Raw genomic sequence first — 17,199 nt, 5'->3', positions numbered from 1 at the left:
CTTGAACCGGGGATGAATGGCCGAACCGGCGGCGAGGCGAGTTTGTTCCGGTGGCTGAAAAGACGGCCCTCGGCGGGCGGATAACACTGAGATATTCAGAATATTCGGCGTCAGGCCGCGATTGCGTGTGGGTTTTTTGTCGCCGGATGCGATAGTACGGGTGTCCGACGGACTCATTTGCTAATATCGACAGGCCCGCCATGAGCTCACAAAATGCCGCACCTTCGACGCTACGCATCGCCGTGGCCCAGCTCAACCCGACCGTCGGCGACGTTGCCGGCAATCTCGCCAAGGCGCGCGAGGCGCGGGCAGACGCGGCGCGGCAGGGTGCCGATCTCTTGTTGCTGACGGAGCTCTTCATTTCCGGCTATCCGCCGGAAGACCTGGTGCTGAAGCCGGCGTTTCTGAAAGCCTGCGAGCGCGCGGTCGAGAAGCTGGCCGAGGAGACCGCTGACGGCGGCCCCGGCGTCATCGTCGGATTTCCGCGCCAGGCAACCGAGCGCCGGCACAATTCGGTGGCCGTGCTGGATGCCGGCAAGATCATCGCCGTCCGCGACAAGGTGGATCTGCCGAACTACGGTGAATTTGACGAGAAGCGCGTGTTCGACGCCGGCGAAATGCCGGGGCCGGTGAATTTTCGCGGCATCCGCATCGGTATCCCGATCTGCGAGGATGTCTGGGGTGAACTCGGCGTCTGCGAGACGCTCGCGGAAAGCGGCGCAGAGATCCTGCTTTCACCGAACGGCTCGCCCTATTATCGCGGCAAGGTGGACGTGCGGCACCAGGTTGTTCTGAAGCAGGTCATCGAGACCGGCCTGCCGATGATTTATGCCAACCAGCTCGGTGGCCAGGACGAACTCGTCTTCGACGGTGCGAGCTTTGCCTTCAATGCCGACAGGTCGCTGGCCTTCCAGATGAGCCAGTTCGAGGAGGCAGTCTCGCTTTCGGATTGGACGAAAGGCTCGGATGGCTGGGTTTCGGCCAATGGGCACCAGTCACGGCTTCCGGAAAACGAGGAGGCGGATTATCGCGCCTGCATGTTGGGATTTCGCGACTACGTCAACAAGAACGGCTTCAAGAATGTCGTGCTCGGCCTTTCGGGCGGCATCGATTCGGCGATCTGCGCGGCGCTTGCGGTCGACGCGCTTGGCGAAGAGCGTGTCCGCACCGTCATGCTGCCATACCGCTACACGTCGGAGGCCTCGCTGATGGATGCCGAGGCCTGCGCCAAGGCGCTCGGCTGCCGCTACGATATCGTCGCGATCGAAGAACCGGTCCACGGTTTCCTCGATGCGCTCTCGGACATGTTCGAGGGCACCGAGCCCGGCATTACCGAGGAGAACCTGCAGAGCCGCACGCGCGGGACGATATTGATGGCGATCTCCAACAAGTTCGGTTCGATGGTGGTGACAACCGGCAACAAGTCGGAAATGTCCGTCGGCTACGCCACGCTCTACGGCGACATGAATGGCGGCTTCAATCCGATTAAGGACCTTTACAAGATGCAGGTCTACGGGCTGGCCCGCTGGCGCAACGGCACTGTACCACCCGGCGCGCTCGGCCCTTCCGGCGAAGTCATTCCGCGGAACATCATCGACAAGGCGCCATCCGCCGAGCTTCGGCCGAACCAGACCGATCAGGATTCGCTGCCGCCTTATCCGGTGCTTGACGACATCCTCGAATGCCTGGTGGAAAAGGAGATGAGCACCGACGAAATCGTCGCACGCGGCCACGAGGAGGCAATCGTCCACCGCGTCGAGCACCTGCTTTACATCGCGGAATACAAGCGCCGGCAGTCGGCGCCGGGCGTGAAGATCACCAAGAAGAATTTCGGTCGCGACCGGCGCTACCCCATCACCAACCGCTTCCGCGACAGGGGATAGTCCATGCGCAGTTCGGTGGAGATCTTCGACATCGCGACGGCTGAGACCCGCGTGGTCTGGCAGACGGAGCGGCTGGTCGAAGCGCCGAACTGGTCGCCGGACGGGCGCTTCCTCGTCTTCAATGGCGATGGACGGCTCTATCGCATAGCGCTCGACGGGGCGCCGGAGCCGGTCGAGATCGACACGGGCTTCGCCCGGCAGTGCAACAACGACCACGGGATTTCGCCGGACGGCACGACGCTCGCCATCAGCGACAAAACCGAATTCGGCAAGTCGGCGATCTATCTCCTGCCGGTCGAGGGCGGCGCGCCGCGGCTCGTCACACCGAAGCTCCCTTCCTATTGGCACGGCTGGTCGCCCGATGGCCGGACGCTGACCTATTGCGGAATCCGAGACCAGGTCTTCGACATCTACACGATTTCCGTCGGGGGCGGCGAGGAGCGCCGGCTGACGTGGGGTGAGGGCCGCAACGACGGGCCGGACTGGTCGCCCGACGGCAAGTGGATCTATTTCAACTCCAGCCGCACCGGGAGCATGCAGATCTGGCGGATCCGGCCCGACGGCAGCGATGTTCAGCGCATCACCAACAGCCCCTATGGCGATTGGTTTCCACATCCGTCGCCGGATGGCCGAAACCTCCTGGTACTCTCCTATGACGGCGACGTCTCCGACCACCCGCGCGATCTCGACGTGCGGCTAAGGCTGATGAATCCGGAAGGCGGCGATCCGCGCGTCCTCTTCGAACTCTTCGGCGGGCAGGGAACCATGAATGTTCCGAACTGGTCACCATCAGGCGAAGCCTTCGCCTACGTGCGCTACCGGCCCGAACGGTAGCGCATCAGCCCGAAAATCGGAACCGATTTTCGGGCTGATGCGCAGACTCAAAGAGTTGCAGCGACCTTTGGCGTCTGAAAGACGCGCGGCGCTGTAAGGCATGCCTTGCCTTTCGTGGGTGCCTGTGTCCATATGGCGCTCGTCAGGTGCCCGCAAGCGCGGGAGAATCGGGAAGTCGGTGCAATTCCGGCACGTGCCCAACGCTGTGACGGGGACGGCCACGCCAGTCATGCTCTGAAGAGATTCGGAGCCTTGCCACTGAATCCTCAGGCGATTCGGGAAGGCGGCGCGGCCGGACGAACCGGAGTCAGAAGACCGGCCTGGCAAGATGGACCGGCCCCGCGCGGACGGCGGGAGGTTGTGCATTGTTGGGGATCGAACGATGCTGCCTGACCCGAGCGGCTGCCTTGTCGCAGCTGGAGCCTTTTCGCCGGACGAGCGTGCCGCCGTCTACCGTGCGATCGAGACCCGCCGCGACGTGCGAGACGAATTTCTCTCCGAGCCGCTGCCCGAACCCCTGATAGCACGGCTGCTGGCCGCCGCCCATAATGCGCCGTCCGTCGGCTTCATGCAGCCTTGGAACTTCATTCTCGTGCGCGGAGAGGAGACGCGGGAGAAGGCGTGGCAGGCCTTCCAGCGCGCCAACGAGGAGGCCGCGCGAATGTTCGCGGGCGAAGCGCAGGCGAAATATCGCGCACTCAAGCTCGAAGGAATTCGCAAGGCGCCACTCAGCGTCTGCGTGACCTGCGATCGCACCCGCGGCGGCTCGGTCGTCCTCGGGCGCACCCACAACCCGCAGATGGACGTCTACTCCACCGTCTGCGCGGTGCAGAACCTCTGGCTCGCCGCGCGCGCCGAGGGCGTCGGCGTCGGCTGGGTCAGCATCTTTCATGAAAGCGAGATCAAGGCCATCCTGGGCATACCGGAGCACATCGAAATCGTCGCCTGGCTATGCCTCGGTTTCGTCGACCGGCTCTATCAGCAGCCGGAGTTGGCGGCAAAGGGATGGCGCCAGCGGCTGCCGCTCGCAGAGCTGACCTTCGAGGAGGAGTGGGGCATTTCCGCGGACCTTGATGCAGGTCGGAGATAGCGCGCTTTTTCAACGTCTTGCCTGGATAGGCTCGTGTGAAAGGTGAGCGTCGTCAATTCTCCTGTTGCGGCTGAAAGCTTGGTCCCAAGGGGTTCTTGAGGTCGATCGCGCTTTCTTCCGGCGGCAGGAAGGTCGGACCGACAATGCGCACCTTGGCGCTCTTCGGGTCGTAGGGGCGCTCTTTCGTTGGCCTTGCGGCCGCGCCTTCAGTCGTCCTTCCCACCTTGGCGCCGCCGATCGTCACGACAGAGGGGCTCGCCGCGAGACTGGCTTCGGAGGTGCTCTCCCGGTTCGTCCGCCCGGCTGCCTTTGCGGGCTTGCAGCCGCAGGCGCCTCGTGAAGCGACGTCGCGCGTGCGGTAGGCAAAGGCCGTCGGCAGTTCGCGGTAGGGCCTGCCGGTCGAAGCCGAGACCATCTGGTCGCTCTCCTCGGTGGCAAGCACGTGAAAATAGAGTTCGGTCTCTGTCTGGGGGCAACGGGCGCGGCAGAGCTCGGCGTCGCGCGGGAAATCCGCCGGCGAGGCATTCGACGAGATCGGGAAGAAAGCGCCGTCGCAGGTGCGCACGCACATGGTCCGCAAGCGACCGTTCCCGTATCCCTCCATCGGCGAGAAATCCTGGATCCCGGGCTCTTCGAAGAGCAACGGATAATCCTCGTCGTCCGGTGCAAGATCCCTGAGGATGTTGCGATGGATGTCGGCCTCGGTTGTCGTCGCGAACTCGTCCAGCTCGCCCCCCTCGTCGCCGCGCACCGGAATGCAGCCGTTGATCTCCATCGCGGCGAGAATGCGCCGGCGCGCGTCTGCGCGACCGTTCGACACCAGCTGCTGCCGATGGACTTTCAATTCCTGGAGATTGGCCTCCATCCGTGCGATCGTGTCGTCGAGTTCGGCGCAGAAGGGAGTATTGTCGTCGATGACGATGATGCTGCCGCGACTGCATCCGAGCCGCCTGAGCTCGTTCCTGGCGCGTCGAAGCTCAATGTTCTGGCGGGAAATGGCGCCGGTGAAATCGCTGAGGTTTGCATTCGAGCTGAACGTGGTCGGCATGCCGGCGAGGCGGGCCTGAAGCCGTTCACAAACGCTCGAAGCCGAAGCCTCGTTTGCCGTAGCCAATGCCAACGGCAGAAGCGCAGCCGCAAGCCATGCGATGCCGCGGGGCGCATTGCTCGGAGATCCCGACACTTTCCTCTTCCTGCATTCCGGCGGAACGGCCGCCTCAGCGGCCGCAGCCTTTTCTCTGCCTCCATTCTAGAGTCTATGCAGGCTGGCGCAACCGCAACACGCCCTTTGCGTTAATGGCGCGACTCGCAATGGGAGGCCAGGCCGCGCTGCGAACATACAGCGCCGCGCGTCTTTTCAGACGCGCAAAGGTCGCTGTACCGCTTTGAGTCTGCGCATCGGCCCGAAAATCGAGTGCGATTTTCGGGCCGATGCGCTGAAGCGCGGCCCCGTGAGGTGACCGTCAGGCCGCCCTGGCTGTCTCCAGCGAGATCGGGCGTTCCAGAACCGTGCCCTCAATCGCGGCGACGGCCTTCATGGTTTCGAGCAATCTTTGCGACACTTCCCAGGCGATCGCGACCGCATGGACATTGCCGATCCGTTGGGGATCGCCGATCCGTTCTCCGGGGCATCCCATCCGCCGGAACATCCGCTCCAGGAATACGTCGGTCACCGTCACGATATGCGTGATGCCGGAGCTCAGGCTCAGTTCGCCGACGCCGCACATGAGTTCGGCCGCGGCAACCGTAACCTGGTTCGACGCCCGGTCCTGCGAGATGTCCGGATCGATGCAGAACCGGCTTGATTCCCACACTTCTGCGCTGCGGATCTCCGGATTGTCGCCGAGCAGGATCGGGAAGGTGTCGTCCAGCATGTTCGGGCCGAGCGTCGGCAGAAGCCGCAGCGAGCCGCGCAGTTTCCCGGTCTCCGGCGAATAGGACATCACATAGAGCGGATTGGCCTTGTCATAGTGGTCGATTTCCCACTCGCCCTCGGTCTTTACGTCCCATTTCAGGAAATCATGGAAGACGCGCTTGCGCAGCCGAAACATCTCGTCGATGGCCAATGGGTGCCGCCCGCGAGCGTTACCATTTATTATTCTGATCATTTTTCGCTCCATCGCTTTCCTTCGATGGTGCGATGCTGGCAGGCTCCGCTGACACATGTAACTGTCGATAGTGACAGTTCAATTTCTGCCATTTTCCCGGTAAATTTGGGGGGCGGTGTACCGATTTTCAGGTCGGCTCGGAAGTCGACCCGTCAGATGGTGGGGATCAAGGCATGGCGAACGGCTTGCGCAACGGCCTGCGTGTTCGACACTACGTTGAGCTTGCGTCGGGCGTTGGTCATGAAGAAACGGACCGTGCGCTCGGAGATGCCGAGGATGGTGGCGATTTCCCAATAGCTCTTGCCGGCTGCCGACCAGGTGAGGACCTCGGTTTCACGCAAGGTCAGTCTCATGTCGCGCTCGTCCATGGCCCCGGGCATCGCCGAATGCTCGAGCATGGAGGCGTGGAACAGATTTGCGGCCAGTTGGAAATCACGCAGATGGCGGCGGCGATAGTCGGACCATTCCGCCGGCGAAAGATTGGAACTGATAGCGAGAAGCGCCATACGACTGGCTGGAGACGGAAGCGGCAGCGCCACGCCCTCCGTCGAGAGACCGATCTCCTCTGCCGCCTCGAAGAGCGGTTCGCATTCGGGGAAGCGTCGGCGGGCGCTCGCCCATTCGACGGGCCTGACGCCGCCGAGCGCAAGTCTCAGAATCGGGTCGATCCGGTGGAGCCCTCTCGAATGATAGAGATCGGCAGCATAGGTGCCGAAAGTGTGATGCAGGCGGCAGACTTTCAGGCCATCTGCCGATGGTTCCGCTTCGAGGTAGAGGAGATGCGCGATATTGAAGGTGCGGCGCATCAAGGCAAAGAATTGCTGCGGTTCGGCGCAGCCTCCGTATTCGACGACATCCAGCAGATCGAGGACAGCTTGTTCATCAGTCATGCCGTAACACCGATTCATGCCCCTAGAATAAACATGGTTTAGTGAGACCGTCTTTGTCTAGTGCTATATTTCGTAAACGCTGCAGTCGTCCTGTTATATCAATCGGTGATTGTGGTTTTGTGGCGGCAGGACTTAAAAATCGCCAAATGCGCGATTGCTGAAGCAACGATCGCCCGGGATCAGCTCGAACCGGACTGTCCAAGCTAATCCCGTTCAAAGGGCGCGGAGTCGGGTGAGCCGCTGGAGAAACCCAAGCTCGGTATCAGGCGGGATGGCTCGCCTCCACGACGGCGAGGGCGGCCATGTTGACGACGCCGCGCGAGGTCACCGAGGGTGAGAGGATGTGCGCCGGCAAGGCCGAGCCGAGGAGTATCGGCCCCACATGGAGGCTGTCGGTCATCGTCTTGACCACGCCCAGGGTTATGTTGGCGGCGTCGAGATTGGGAAAGACGAGCAGATTGGCTTCCCCTTTCAGGGTGCTGTTCGGCATCACGCGCTGGCGCAGGATTTCGGAAATTGCCGAGTCGCCGTGCATCTCGCCGTCGACCTCGAGGTCAGGCGCAAGCTCGCGCACGAGCCGGAGCGCGGTACGCATCTTGGAGGCGCTCTCGGAATCGCGTGAGCCGAAGTTCGAATGCGAAACGAGTGCGGCGTGGGGGGTGATGCCGAAGCGCCGGATTTCGTCGGCGGCCATCACGGTCGTCTGGGCGATCTCTTCGGCGCTAGGGTCGTAGCTGACATAGGTGTCGGTGAAGAAGGTGGCGCCGCGCTGCGAGATCAGCAGGCTGAGGGCCGAGAAATCGTGGACGCCCGATTTCTTGCCGATGATCTGCGACACGTCGCGCAAATGTCTCGCGTAGCGCCCTTCGACGCCGCAGATCAGCGAATCGGCTTCGCCGCGCTTGACCGCGAGAGCCCCGATGACCGTCGTATTGGTGCGCACGATCGTGCGGGCGGCCTCCGGAATGACGCCGAGGCGGCCGACTATGGCGAAATAGTCGTCGACATAGTCGCGGTACCGCGGATCGCCTTCGGGGTTCACCACTTCGAAATCGACATCGGGTCTGATCCTGAGACCATAGCGGCGCAGCCGCGTCTCGATAATCTGGGGACGCCCGATCAGGATCGGGTTGGCAGTACCCTCCTCGAGCAGGACCTGGGCCGCCCGCAACACCCGTTCATCCTCGCCCTCGGCGAAGATGACGCGGTTCTTCGCCGCATTCTTGGCGGCGGCGAAGACCGGCTTCATGATGAAGCCGGAACGGAAGACGAAGCGATTGAGCTTGTCGAGATAGGCGTCGAAGTCCTGGATCGGACGAGTGGCAACCCCGGATTCGGCGGCGGCACGCGCGACGGCCGGAGCGATCCTGAGGATCAGCCGCTGGTCGAAAGGCGAGGGGATCAGGTAATCCGGTCCGAAAACCGGTGTCTCGCCGGAATAGGCGCGGGCGGCGACGTCGGAGGGTTCCTCGCGGGCAAGGCCCGCAATGGCCCGCACGGCCGCCATCTTCATCTCTTCGTTGATGGTGCGCGCGCCGCAATCGAGCGCGCCGCGGAAAATATAGGGGAAGCAGAGGACGTTGTTGACCTGGTTCGGATAGTCGGAACGACCGGTGCAGATCATCGCGTCGGGGCGCGCGGCGCGGGCGACTTCCGGCATGATTTCCGGGGTCGGATTGGCGAGCGCCATGATCAGCGGCTTTTCGGCCATCTGCGCCAGCAGTTCGGGCTTGAGCACGCCGGCGGCCGAAAGGCCGAGGAAGACGTCGGCGCCGCCGATGCTGTCGGCAAGCACGCGATTGTCGCTCTCCTGCGCGTAGACGGATTTCCACTGGTCCATCAGGGCTTCGCGGCCCTTGTAGACGAGGCCTTCTATGTCATGGACCCAGATATTTTCGCACTTTGCGCCGAGCGTCACGAGCAGGTTGAGGCATGCAAGTGCGGCAGCGCCCGCGCCGGAGGCGACGATCTTCGCCTTGGCGATGTCCTTGCCGGCAAGTTCCAGCCCGTTCAAGACGGCGGCGGCGACGATGATTGCGGTGCCGTGCTGGTCATCGTGGAAGACGGGGATATCCATCTTCTCTCGCAGGCGGCGCTCCACCTCGAAGCATTCGGGCGCCTTGATGTCCTCGAGATTGATGCCGCCGAAGGTCGGCTCGAGCGCCGAAACAACATCGACCATGCGCTCGACGGTCGGGGCGTCGATCTCGATGTCGAAGACGTCGATGCCGGCGAATTTCTTGAAGAGAACGGCCTTGCCCTCCATGACCGGCTTGGAGGCCAGCGGGCCGATATTTCCGAGGCCGAGTACGGCCGTGCCGTTGGAGATGACGGCGACGAGATTGCTGCGTGCGGTGAAGTCGGCGGCGGTTTCCGGATCGTCTCTGATGGCGAGGCAGGGGGCGGCGACCCCGGGCGAGTAGGCCAGAGCCAGGTCTCGCTGGTTGCCGAGCGGCTTTGTCGGCTGGATCTCGAGTTTGCCGGGGCGAGGGTAGCGATGGAAGAAGAGTGCCTGGCTGTCGATATCGCCGCTCTCCGGCACCGATTGGGATTTCGCTTTGTCGCCCGTGTTCATACCTTGCTTCCCTCGATTCCCGAACGCTGGCCTTTTGGCACGATTTCAGCGCGACGTACAGTTTTCGCTTTCAGTCATTTCAATGTCGGAGCCGGACCAGAACGGTCCGACTCGGAAACCGGAATGGGGCAAGGCGCGGCCCGTGTCATCTTCCTGAAACACGAGTCTGGTTTTGACGGAGGCAAATGGCTCTAGCAAGATGAGGCTCGCATGACAGCGGCAGCGGTATCGGAACCGAATCCCGTCCGGAAATTGCGCACGCTCTTCATTTCCGACCTTCACCTCGGCTCGAAAGCGGCCAGGACGGATTACCTGCTCGATTTCCTGCGCCACCACGAAGCCGAGACCATCATCCTCGTCGGCGATATCGTCGACGGCTGGCGGCTGAAGCGGAGCTGGTATTGGCCGCAGCAGTGCAACGACGTCATCCAGAAGCTGCTGCGCAAGGCGCGCAAGGGTACGCGGATCATCTACGTTCCCGGAAACCACGACGAGTTCATGCGCGATTTTCCCGGAATGCACTTCGGCGGCATCGAGGTCGCGCAGCGGCATGTGCATCGGGGTGCCGACGGACGAAACTATCTCGTGCTGCACGGCGACGAATTCGACGTGGTGGTGCGCAATGCGCGGGTGCTCGCCTATCTCGGCGACTGGGCCTACGACATGGCGATCGCGGTCAACATCGGCCTCGCTGCGATCCGCCGTCGGCTCGGCATGCCCTATTGGTCGTTCTCTTCCTGGGCCAAGCTGCAGGTCAAGCATGCCGTGAATTTCATCGGCGAGTTCCAGAAGGTCGTGGCCGAGGAGGCGCGCCGCCACCAGGCACAGGGCGTGATCTGCGGCCATATCCACCACGCGGTGATCGAGGATATCGGCGGCATCCGTTACATCAACACGGGCGACTGGGTCGAGAGCTGCACGGCGATCGCCGAGCATCACGACGGTACTATGGAACTAATCACCTGGCACAGCCTGCGCGGCAATGCGACGGTCGCGGAAGACGCGAGCGAGGTCGGATTGCCGGTGTCCGTTCCGGCGCAGCGGGCAGCCTGAGTCATTCGATCCGGACCTGTAGCGCCATGCATTCAACAGATGCAAGCAGACGCAGGTCGCTGTCGCACTTGGTATTGGATGCGGCAGCGCAACCGCTGCCGAGGGCCTGTAGCGAAAACTAGCGGATGGTGCGCCGCGGGGGAGCCGTGCTAAAGCTGGCGGACAGCCATCAGGTTCTCCCATGATTCCCGCACCTGCCCCCCCGGTTCTGGGGCCACCGCCGCGCCATTTCGCGCTTCGCCTCGCGCTGCTCTTTTGCGCTCCGTTGATCGTCAACGGTTTCGCCCTGCCGTATTTTCCGGTCTGGCTCAGCACGCTTGCGCTGAGCGAATTCGAGATCGGCGTGGTGCTCGCGGTGCCGATGTTCATCCGCGTGATCACGGCGCCGCTTGCGGGGGTGCTCGCCGACCGGCTCGGAGAGCGCACTATCGTGCTCGTCTGGTCCGGCTGTCTGTCGCTTGCGACCGCTTTCATCCTTTTCTTCGCGCACAGCTTCTGGCCCGTGCTTGTGATCTACGCGCTGCAATCCGCGGTCTATTCTCCCTATCTGCCGATCGTCGAAGCGATTGCATTGTCGGGGGTGCGTCGCTGGGGCTTCGATTATGCGCATATGCGCGTCTGGGGATCTATCGCCTTTATCGGCGCGACCATGCTCGGCGGCTGGATGATCGGCCTCATCGGCGGTGCCATGGTGTTGCCGGCGATGGCGGTCGGCTTCGGGCTGACGATCGTGATGGCCCTTGTGGCGCCGCGGATCGGGCGGCCCCGCCGACCGTCACCGATCACGGCGATCACCGAGCCACCGCCGCAGTCGCTGCGTCAGTCCGATCTGCAATTGCTCCTCGTCGGGGTGACTCTGGTCAACAGCAGTCATGCGATGCTCTATGCCTTTTCGGCCATCTACTGGCAGAGCATCGGCTATAGCGGAACGCAGATCGGCGTTCTCTGGAGCGCCGGCGTGGCCGCGGAAGTGCTGATGTTCTTCTTCGCCCGCACGATCATCCGGCGCTTCAGCGTCTGGGCGATGATTTTTTCCGGCTGTCTGCTGGCGGTGGCGCGCTGGCTGATTTTCCCGATGGAGCTGGGCTTCTCCGGCTATTTCATTCTCCAGTGCTTCCACGCCTTCACCTTTGCGATCATGCACACGGGCATGCAGCACAAGCTCGTGGAGCGGGTCAGTGAGGAACAGGAGGCGGCCGCCCAGGGGCTCTATTTCTTCTACACCGGCATGTTCACGGCGATCTTTACCTTTGTGGCGGGTTACTTCTACGCCTGGTTCGGCGTCGCTGGCTTCTATTCGATGTCGGTCGTCGCGCTCATCGGCTTCTGCTTCGCATATGCCGGCTGGTACCTTCAGCCCCAAAGGCTCGGCTCGGGCGGGAAAACGAGCGAGGCCTCGTAGCGCAGGCCCGCATCGCGGTCCCGGGCGAGCAGCAGCGGGCCGTCGAGGTCGATGAAATCGGCACCCTGCGCCAGAAGAACCGCCGGCGCCATGGCCAGCGAACTGCCGACCATGCAGCCGACCATGAGCTTGAGGCCGAGCGCTTCGGCGGCGCGGCGCATACGCAAGGCTTCGGTGAGCCCGCCGGTCTTGTCGAGCTTGATGTTGACGGCGTCATAGCGGCCGACGAGCGATTGCAGGTCCTCCGTACCGTGCACGCTTTCATCGGCGCAGACCGGGACCGGGCGGGCAATCCGGGTCAGCGGTTCGTCTCGGCCGGCCGGCAGCGGCTGCTCGACGAGGGCGATGCCGTTTTCGTGGCAGGCCGAGAAATGCATCGCGAGATTGTCCTCGCTCCAGCCCTCATTGGCATCGAGGATGATGCGGCTCGCGGGGGCAGCCTGCCGCACGGCGCGAATGCGAGCCCTGTCGTCCACGGTTCCGACTTTTACCTTGAGCAGCGCCCGGTGGGCGTATTGCGCCGCTTGCGCCATCATTGCCTCCGGCTCGGCGAGCGAAATGGTGTAGGCGGTGGTCAGGGGCCTCGGTTCGGCGATACCCGCCAGATAGGCGGCGGAGCGCCCACTTCGCTTCGCTTCCAGGTCCCAGAGCGCACAATCGATGGCGTTGCGGGCGGCACCCGCCTTCATCGCCCGCTGCAGTTCTTCCCGGCCGATGCCGCGCACAAGGAGCGGGCGAACCGCTTCTATTTCGCTAAGCACCGTCTCGACGGATTCGCCATAGCGGGCATAGGGCACGCACTCGCCCGAACCGGTCAGTGTGCCGTCGGTGAGCCGGCAGGTGACGACGTCGGCGGTCGTCTTCGAGCCTCGCGAAATCGTGAAGGTGCCGGCGATCGGGAAATGTTCGACAGTTGCTGCAAGGGAAATCGGCATTCATCTTCTCCGGCGCCGGCGTGGCTTTCGCAATCGGCATGTTGCAGGTCGCCCGCGGGTCTTGCGGCTGTGTCTTTTCGGTCGCATGACCGGGCTGCGGCACGCCTTCTCACATCTCCCTCGGTTCAAGGACGAAGACATGCGGCCATCCGAGTGCTAGAGCGGCATTCCCGTGGCCGGGAAAGGCGCGCGACGCTACAGTACGACTTTGAATTCCTGCGCAATTTTGTCCTTGGATCGAATCTGGTTTAAGAGATTACGCAATGGCAAAGCGAAAGACCAAGAAAACGTGACGCGGGCTCGAACACAGACTGTTGCCGATGTCGTCCTCGAGGAGGGCGAAGGAGGAACCGGGCGGCGCTACGTCTTCAGCGGCGACTGGCGGCACCGGACGGCCGAGGCCATGGCGGCCAAGCTGAACAGGCTCGACAAGCCGTCGCGAGACCATGATGAATTCGACCTTTCCGCCGTCACCGCGATGGACACCGCGGGCGCCTGGATCATTCGGCGCTTCGTCAACGGGAGCGGTGGCGAGGTTCGCTTCACCGGCGGGGGCGAGCGGTATGTCGAGCTCGTTCAGGCGATGCCGGCCGAACTGCCGCTGCCGGAACGCGACGCGAGAAGGCTTTCGCTTTTCCAAAGGCTGTTCGCGCCGATCGGCGAACTCACAGTGTCGATCTGGACCGATACTTTTGCGGCCATGTTCATCCTCGGTTCGGCGGTTCGCGGCGCGCAAATGAAGCTTGGGCGCCATGCCGGCGTTTCGCCGGCTGCGATCGTGCACCAGATCGATCGCATGGGTGTCATGGCGGTGCCGATCATCACCCTCATGTCGTTCCTGATCGGCGCCATCATTGCGCAGCAGGGCGCCTTTCAACTGCGCGCATTCGGCGCCGAGATCTTCGTCGTCGATCTGGTCGGCATTCTGCAATTGCGCGAAATCGGCGTACTTCTGACGGCGATCATGATCGCCGGCCGATCGGGAAGCGCGATCACGGCCGAGATCGGCTCGATGAAAATGCGCGAGGAGGTCGACGCGCTGAAGGTCATGGGGTTGAGTCCCGTCGGCGTTCTCGTCTTTCCGCGGCTGGTGGCGCTCACCATCGTCCTGCCGCTCTTGACGATCCTTGCCAACTTTGCCGCCCTCGCCGGCGCGGCACTCGTCGCCTGGACCTATTCCGACATCACGTTCGCAACATTCCTTTCGCGGCTGCAGGAATCGATCGATTTTTCCACCGTTGCGGCGGGTATGATCAAGGCGCCCTTCATGGCGCTGATCATCGGAGTGGTTGCGGCAGTCGAGGGCCTGAAGGTCGGCGGCAGCGCCGAATCGCTGGGGCGTCACGTGACTTCGTCTGTGGTCAAGTCGATCTTCGTGGTCATTCTCATCGACGGGCTGTTCGCCATGTTCTATGCGGCGATCGATTTCTGAGGCGGGCGGATCATGGTTCAAGAAGTCATGGAGCGGCAATCGGATCGGGCGGCGGAGAGGCGCGAAGTGGTGCTTTCCGTTCGCGACCTGACCGTCGGCTTCGGCGACAATATCGTTCTCGACAGGCTCAATCTCGAGATCTACCGCGGCGAAATTCTCGGTTTCGTCGGCGCCTCGGGAACCGGCAAATCGGTGCTGATGCGCACCGTACTGCGTTTGCTGCCGAAACGGTCCGGCACCATCGAGATCCTCGGCGCCGAATATGACAAGCTCGGCGAAGCGGAGCGTATTGCCCTCGACATGCGTCTCGGCGTGCTATTTCAGCATGGTGCACTGTTTTCCGCCCTGACGGTGCGCGAGAACATTCAGGTGCCGATGCGCGAATATCTCGATCTGCCGCAGGATCTGATGGACGAACTGGCGCGCTTGAAGATCGAGTTGGTCGGGCTCGCGCCGGAAGCGGCGGAGAAATACCCGGCGGAGCTCTCGGGTGGTATGATAAAGCGTGCGGCGCTGGCGCGCGCATTGGCGCTTGATCCGGATCTGGTGTTTCTCGACGAGCCGACCTCCGGCCTCGATCCGATCGGTGCGGCGGAGTTCGACGAGCTGATCGCCAAGTTGCGGGACACACTTGGGTTGACCGTGTATATGGTGACGCACGATCTGGACAGCCTGTTTTCGGTCTGCGACCGGATCGCGGTCCTCGGCCAGAAGCGCGTTCTCGTCTCCGGGACAATCGAGGACATGCTTGCCTGCGAGGAGCCATGGGTGAAATCCTATTTCCGCGGCAAGCGGGGAAGGGCGGTGGTGCGGGCGTAAGCCCGTCCTGCCGATCGCATTTGGAAGTGCTTCGGAGGCTCGCCTGCCGAAGCGGACGAAAGCGGCGGGAGCCGCAAGGGTGGTCATAGCCGATGGAAACCAAAGCAAATTATGCCATTGTCGGCTTTTTCACGGTGTTCGTGATCGCCGCTGCGTTCGGTTTCGTCTACTGGATGGCGCAATATGGCCGGGTTGGCCAGATGGTCGAACTCATCGTCAATATTCCCGGTTCGGCCAATGGCCTTTCGGTCGGCTCGCCGGTGCGCTTCAACGGCATCAATGTGGGCACCGTTCGCAATCTCGCGATCGACGCCAATGATCCGCGCTACTCGATTGCCATTACCGAGGTGTCGGCCGATGCGCCGGTGTTGAAGTCGACCACGGCGACACTGGAGGTACAGGGACTTACGGGTGCGGCCTACATCGAACTCAGCGGCGGGCGAAAGGGCGACGAGAACATCCTCCAGACGGCGCTCGAAAGGGGAACGTCGGCGACCATCACCGCCGACCAGTCGAGCGTCACCAGCCTGCTTGCGACCGCCGACCAGATTCTTGACCGGGCAAACAGCGCCATCACGGATATCCAGGGTTTCGTCACGGAAATTCGCCAGCCTTTGACCGCGACCATCGGCAATGCGGAGAAGTTCTCGAAGGCGCTGGCGGATAATTCCGGCGCCATCGACCAGTTCCTGAAGAGCGTCGAGGAATTGTCGGGGTCGGTCAGCGCCGCATCGAAGAAACTCGACACCACGCTCGAGAGCGCCGACAGGCTGATCAATGCCGTCGATCCCAAGAAGATCGACACGATCGTCAGCAATGTCGAGCAGCTGAGCAGCGATCTGAAGGACGCTTCCGGCGGCGTTTCGGAGGCGGTCGACGGGTTCAGGCGCACGGTAGGCACCTATAACGAATTCGGCAAGAGTGCGCAGGAGACCCTGAAGCGCGTCGATACGCTGGTGGCCGCCGTCGACGCGCAGAAGGTAGGAACGGTCGTCAACGATATCTCCGTGGCAAGCGCCGATGCCCGCAAGATCGCCGCCCAGGTTTCGAGCTTCGCCGAAAAGATCGCCGCCCGTCAGGAGGACATAGACCAGACGATCACCGATTTCACCCAAATGTCGAACAAGCTGAATGCCGCTTCCGACCGGGTCGACAGCATCCTGGTGAAGATCGACGGTTTCCTTGGTGATGCGGACGCACCATCGCTTTCCGCAGAGGCGCGCGCGACGCTCGAGTCTTTCCGCAATATGGCCAACAACCTCAATGCGCAGATCGGACCCATTGCCGACAACCTGAAGCGCTTCTCCAATTCCGGCCTCCGGGACGTAGAGTCGCTCGTGACCGAAACGCGTCGCACCGTTCAGAGCTTGCAGAGTACAATTTCTAATTTCGACAAAAATCCGCAACGCCTTCTATTCGGCGGCGAGACTGTCAAGCAATATGATGGCCGCACGCGGCGGTGATTCGTTCGCGGCCGGTCGGGTGATGCGGCGCGCGGGGGGGATCCGTGCGACGCGTAACTGTTTGGGGATATTTGCCGCATGCATTTTCCGGGTGTGTTTACTGTGCGTAAGGCGGGGGCCGCCCGGCTCGCCGTGGTTATTTCGATGGCGATGATCTTGGCGGGATGCGGCACCCGTCCGGCGGTCAACGACACGTTCAGCCTGGCCGCGACGCCTGTCGTGGAGCGCCCGCGAGCGACCAATCGCCAGATCCTGGTGCCTGAACCGACGGCGCTGAGGACGCTCGACAGTGATCAGATCGTCGTTCGACTTTCCGAATCCGAATTGCGTTTCCTCGCCAGGGCGCAGTGGGGCGACCGGCTGCCGCGCATAGTTCAGGACAGGCTCGTCCAGACATTCGAGGATACCGGCAGGGTCGGTGGCGTGGGCAAGCCGGGACAGGGGCTCGCGATCGACTACCAGGTCATCACGGAAATCCGCGCCTTCGAGATATCCACCGACGGCGCCGATACGGCGGTCGTCGAGATTTTCGCCAAGATCCTTGATGACCGCAACGGCACCGTGCGCCGGCAGCGGGCGTTCCGGGCCGTCGCGCCCGTGCGCGGCACGGGCAATCCGGCGTTTGTTTCAGCGCTCGATGCGGCATTCGCGAAGGTTGCGGCGGATATCGTCGGCTGGACGCTGGCGTCGATCTGATTTGAGATTCCCGGCGGCG

General features: G+C 62.8%; 14 protein-coding genes and 1 riboswitch. Of the genes, 9 read left to right on the top strand and 5 right to left on the bottom strand.

All coding sequences use genetic code 11. The features are described from left to right. The first annotated feature begins 200 nt into the window (after positions 1-200). The 3 genes from EKH55_RS08175 (at position 201) to bluB (ending at position 3,807) form a co-directional block, all read left to right on the top strand. Positions 201-1,883 (top strand): NAD+ synthase, encoded by a 1,683-nt coding sequence (locus EKH55_RS08175; RefSeq protein ID WP_151611313.1) that lies wholly within the window; start codon positions 201-203, stop codon positions 1,881-1,883. Positions 1,884-1,886: 3 nt separating this feature from the next. Continuing rightward, the gene (locus EKH55_RS08170; RefSeq protein ID WP_151611312.1) at positions 1,887-2,717 is read left to right on the top strand and encodes a TolB family protein; all 831 of its coding nucleotides are present in this window, start codon (positions 1,887-1,889) and stop codon (positions 2,715-2,717) included. Positions 2,718-2,844: 127 nt separating this feature from the next. Continuing rightward, a riboswitch (cobalamin riboswitch) is annotated at positions 2,845-3,055 on the top strand. 44 nt (positions 3,056-3,099) lie between these two features. Further along, positions 3,100-3,807, top strand: a complete 708-nt coding sequence (bluB, locus tag EKH55_RS08165; protein WP_151611311.1) for a 5,6-dimethylbenzimidazole synthase — start codon at positions 3,100-3,102, stop codon at positions 3,805-3,807. Between the two features lie 52 nt (positions 3,808-3,859). On the opposite strand, the gene EKH55_RS08160 is transcribed toward bluB, so the two are convergent. From EKH55_RS08160 to EKH55_RS08145, 4 genes are all read right to left on the bottom strand, one after another. After that, complete coding sequence (locus tag EKH55_RS08160; RefSeq protein WP_069458457.1) at positions 3,860-4,990, bottom strand: DUF2865 domain-containing protein; 1,131 nt, start codon at positions 4,988-4,990, stop codon at positions 3,860-3,862. A 280-nt stretch (positions 4,991-5,270) separates the two neighbouring features. Further along, positions 5,271-5,915, bottom strand: coding sequence for an acyl-homoserine-lactone synthase (locus EKH55_RS08155; RefSeq protein WP_151611310.1), 645 nt, complete (start codon positions 5,913-5,915; stop codon positions 5,271-5,273). A 152-nt stretch (positions 5,916-6,067) separates the two neighbouring features. After that, positions 6,068-6,805 carry a helix-turn-helix transcriptional regulator gene (locus EKH55_RS08150; RefSeq protein ID WP_069458458.1) on the bottom strand — a complete coding sequence of 246 codons (738 nt, stop codon included), beginning with the start codon at positions 6,803-6,805 and terminating at the stop codon, positions 6,068-6,070. Positions 6,806-7,067: 262 nt separating this feature from the next. Beyond that, positions 7,068-9,380 (bottom strand): NADP-dependent malic enzyme, encoded by a 2,313-nt coding sequence (locus tag EKH55_RS08145; protein WP_069458459.1) that lies wholly within the window; start codon positions 9,378-9,380, stop codon positions 7,068-7,070. A gap of 210 nt (positions 9,381-9,590) precedes the next feature. Between EKH55_RS08145 and EKH55_RS08140 the strand changes: the two genes are divergently transcribed. Continuing rightward, entirely contained in the window at positions 9,591-10,433 is an 843-nt protein-coding gene (locus EKH55_RS08140) for a UDP-2,3-diacylglucosamine diphosphatase (RefSeq protein ID WP_069458460.1), read from the top strand. Positions 10,434-10,614: 181 nt separating this feature from the next. Beyond that, the gene (locus EKH55_RS08135; protein WP_069458461.1) at positions 10,615-11,835 is read left to right on the top strand and encodes an MFS transporter; all 1,221 of its coding nucleotides are present in this window, start codon (positions 10,615-10,617) and stop codon (positions 11,833-11,835) included. Here the strand turns inward: EKH55_RS08135 and dgcA are convergent. Further along, the gene (dgcA, locus tag EKH55_RS08130; RefSeq protein ID WP_151611309.1) at positions 11,787-12,770 is read right to left on the bottom strand and encodes an N-acetyl-D-Glu racemase DgcA; all 984 of its coding nucleotides are present in this window, start codon (positions 12,768-12,770) and stop codon (positions 11,787-11,789) included. The genes EKH55_RS08135 and dgcA overlap by 49 nt on opposite strands. Before the next feature lie 289 nt (positions 12,771-13,059). On the opposite strand from dgcA, the gene EKH55_RS08125 reads away from it, so the two are divergent. The 4 genes from EKH55_RS08125 (at position 13,060) to EKH55_RS08110 (ending at position 17,180) form a co-directional block, all read left to right on the top strand. Beyond that, a complete protein-coding gene (locus EKH55_RS08125) occupies positions 13,060-14,202 on the top strand; it encodes an ABC transporter permease (protein WP_151611308.1) in 1,143 nt (380 codons plus the stop codon). Between the two features lie 12 nt (positions 14,203-14,214). Continuing rightward, complete coding sequence (locus EKH55_RS08120; RefSeq protein WP_069458464.1) at positions 14,215-15,021, top strand: ABC transporter ATP-binding protein; 807 nt, start codon at positions 14,215-14,217, stop codon at positions 15,019-15,021. A 92-nt stretch (positions 15,022-15,113) separates the two neighbouring features. Next, the gene (locus EKH55_RS08115; protein WP_069458465.1) at positions 15,114-16,484 is read left to right on the top strand and encodes an MlaD family protein; all 1,371 of its coding nucleotides are present in this window, start codon (positions 15,114-15,116) and stop codon (positions 16,482-16,484) included. 78 nt (positions 16,485-16,562) lie between these two features. Next, positions 16,563-17,180, top strand: coding sequence for an ABC-type transport auxiliary lipoprotein family protein (locus tag EKH55_RS08110; RefSeq protein ID WP_151611307.1), 618 nt, complete (start codon positions 16,563-16,565; stop codon positions 17,178-17,180). Positions 17,181-17,199 lie beyond the last annotated feature (19 nt).

Origin of the sequence: Sinorhizobium alkalisoli (assembly GCF_008932245.1) — a bacterium.
GTDB lineage: Bacteria > Pseudomonadota > Alphaproteobacteria > Rhizobiales > Rhizobiaceae > Sinorhizobium > Sinorhizobium alkalisoli.
Note: the sequence above shows the minus strand (reverse complement) of the source record. Positions and strands in the feature narration are given on the sequence as shown.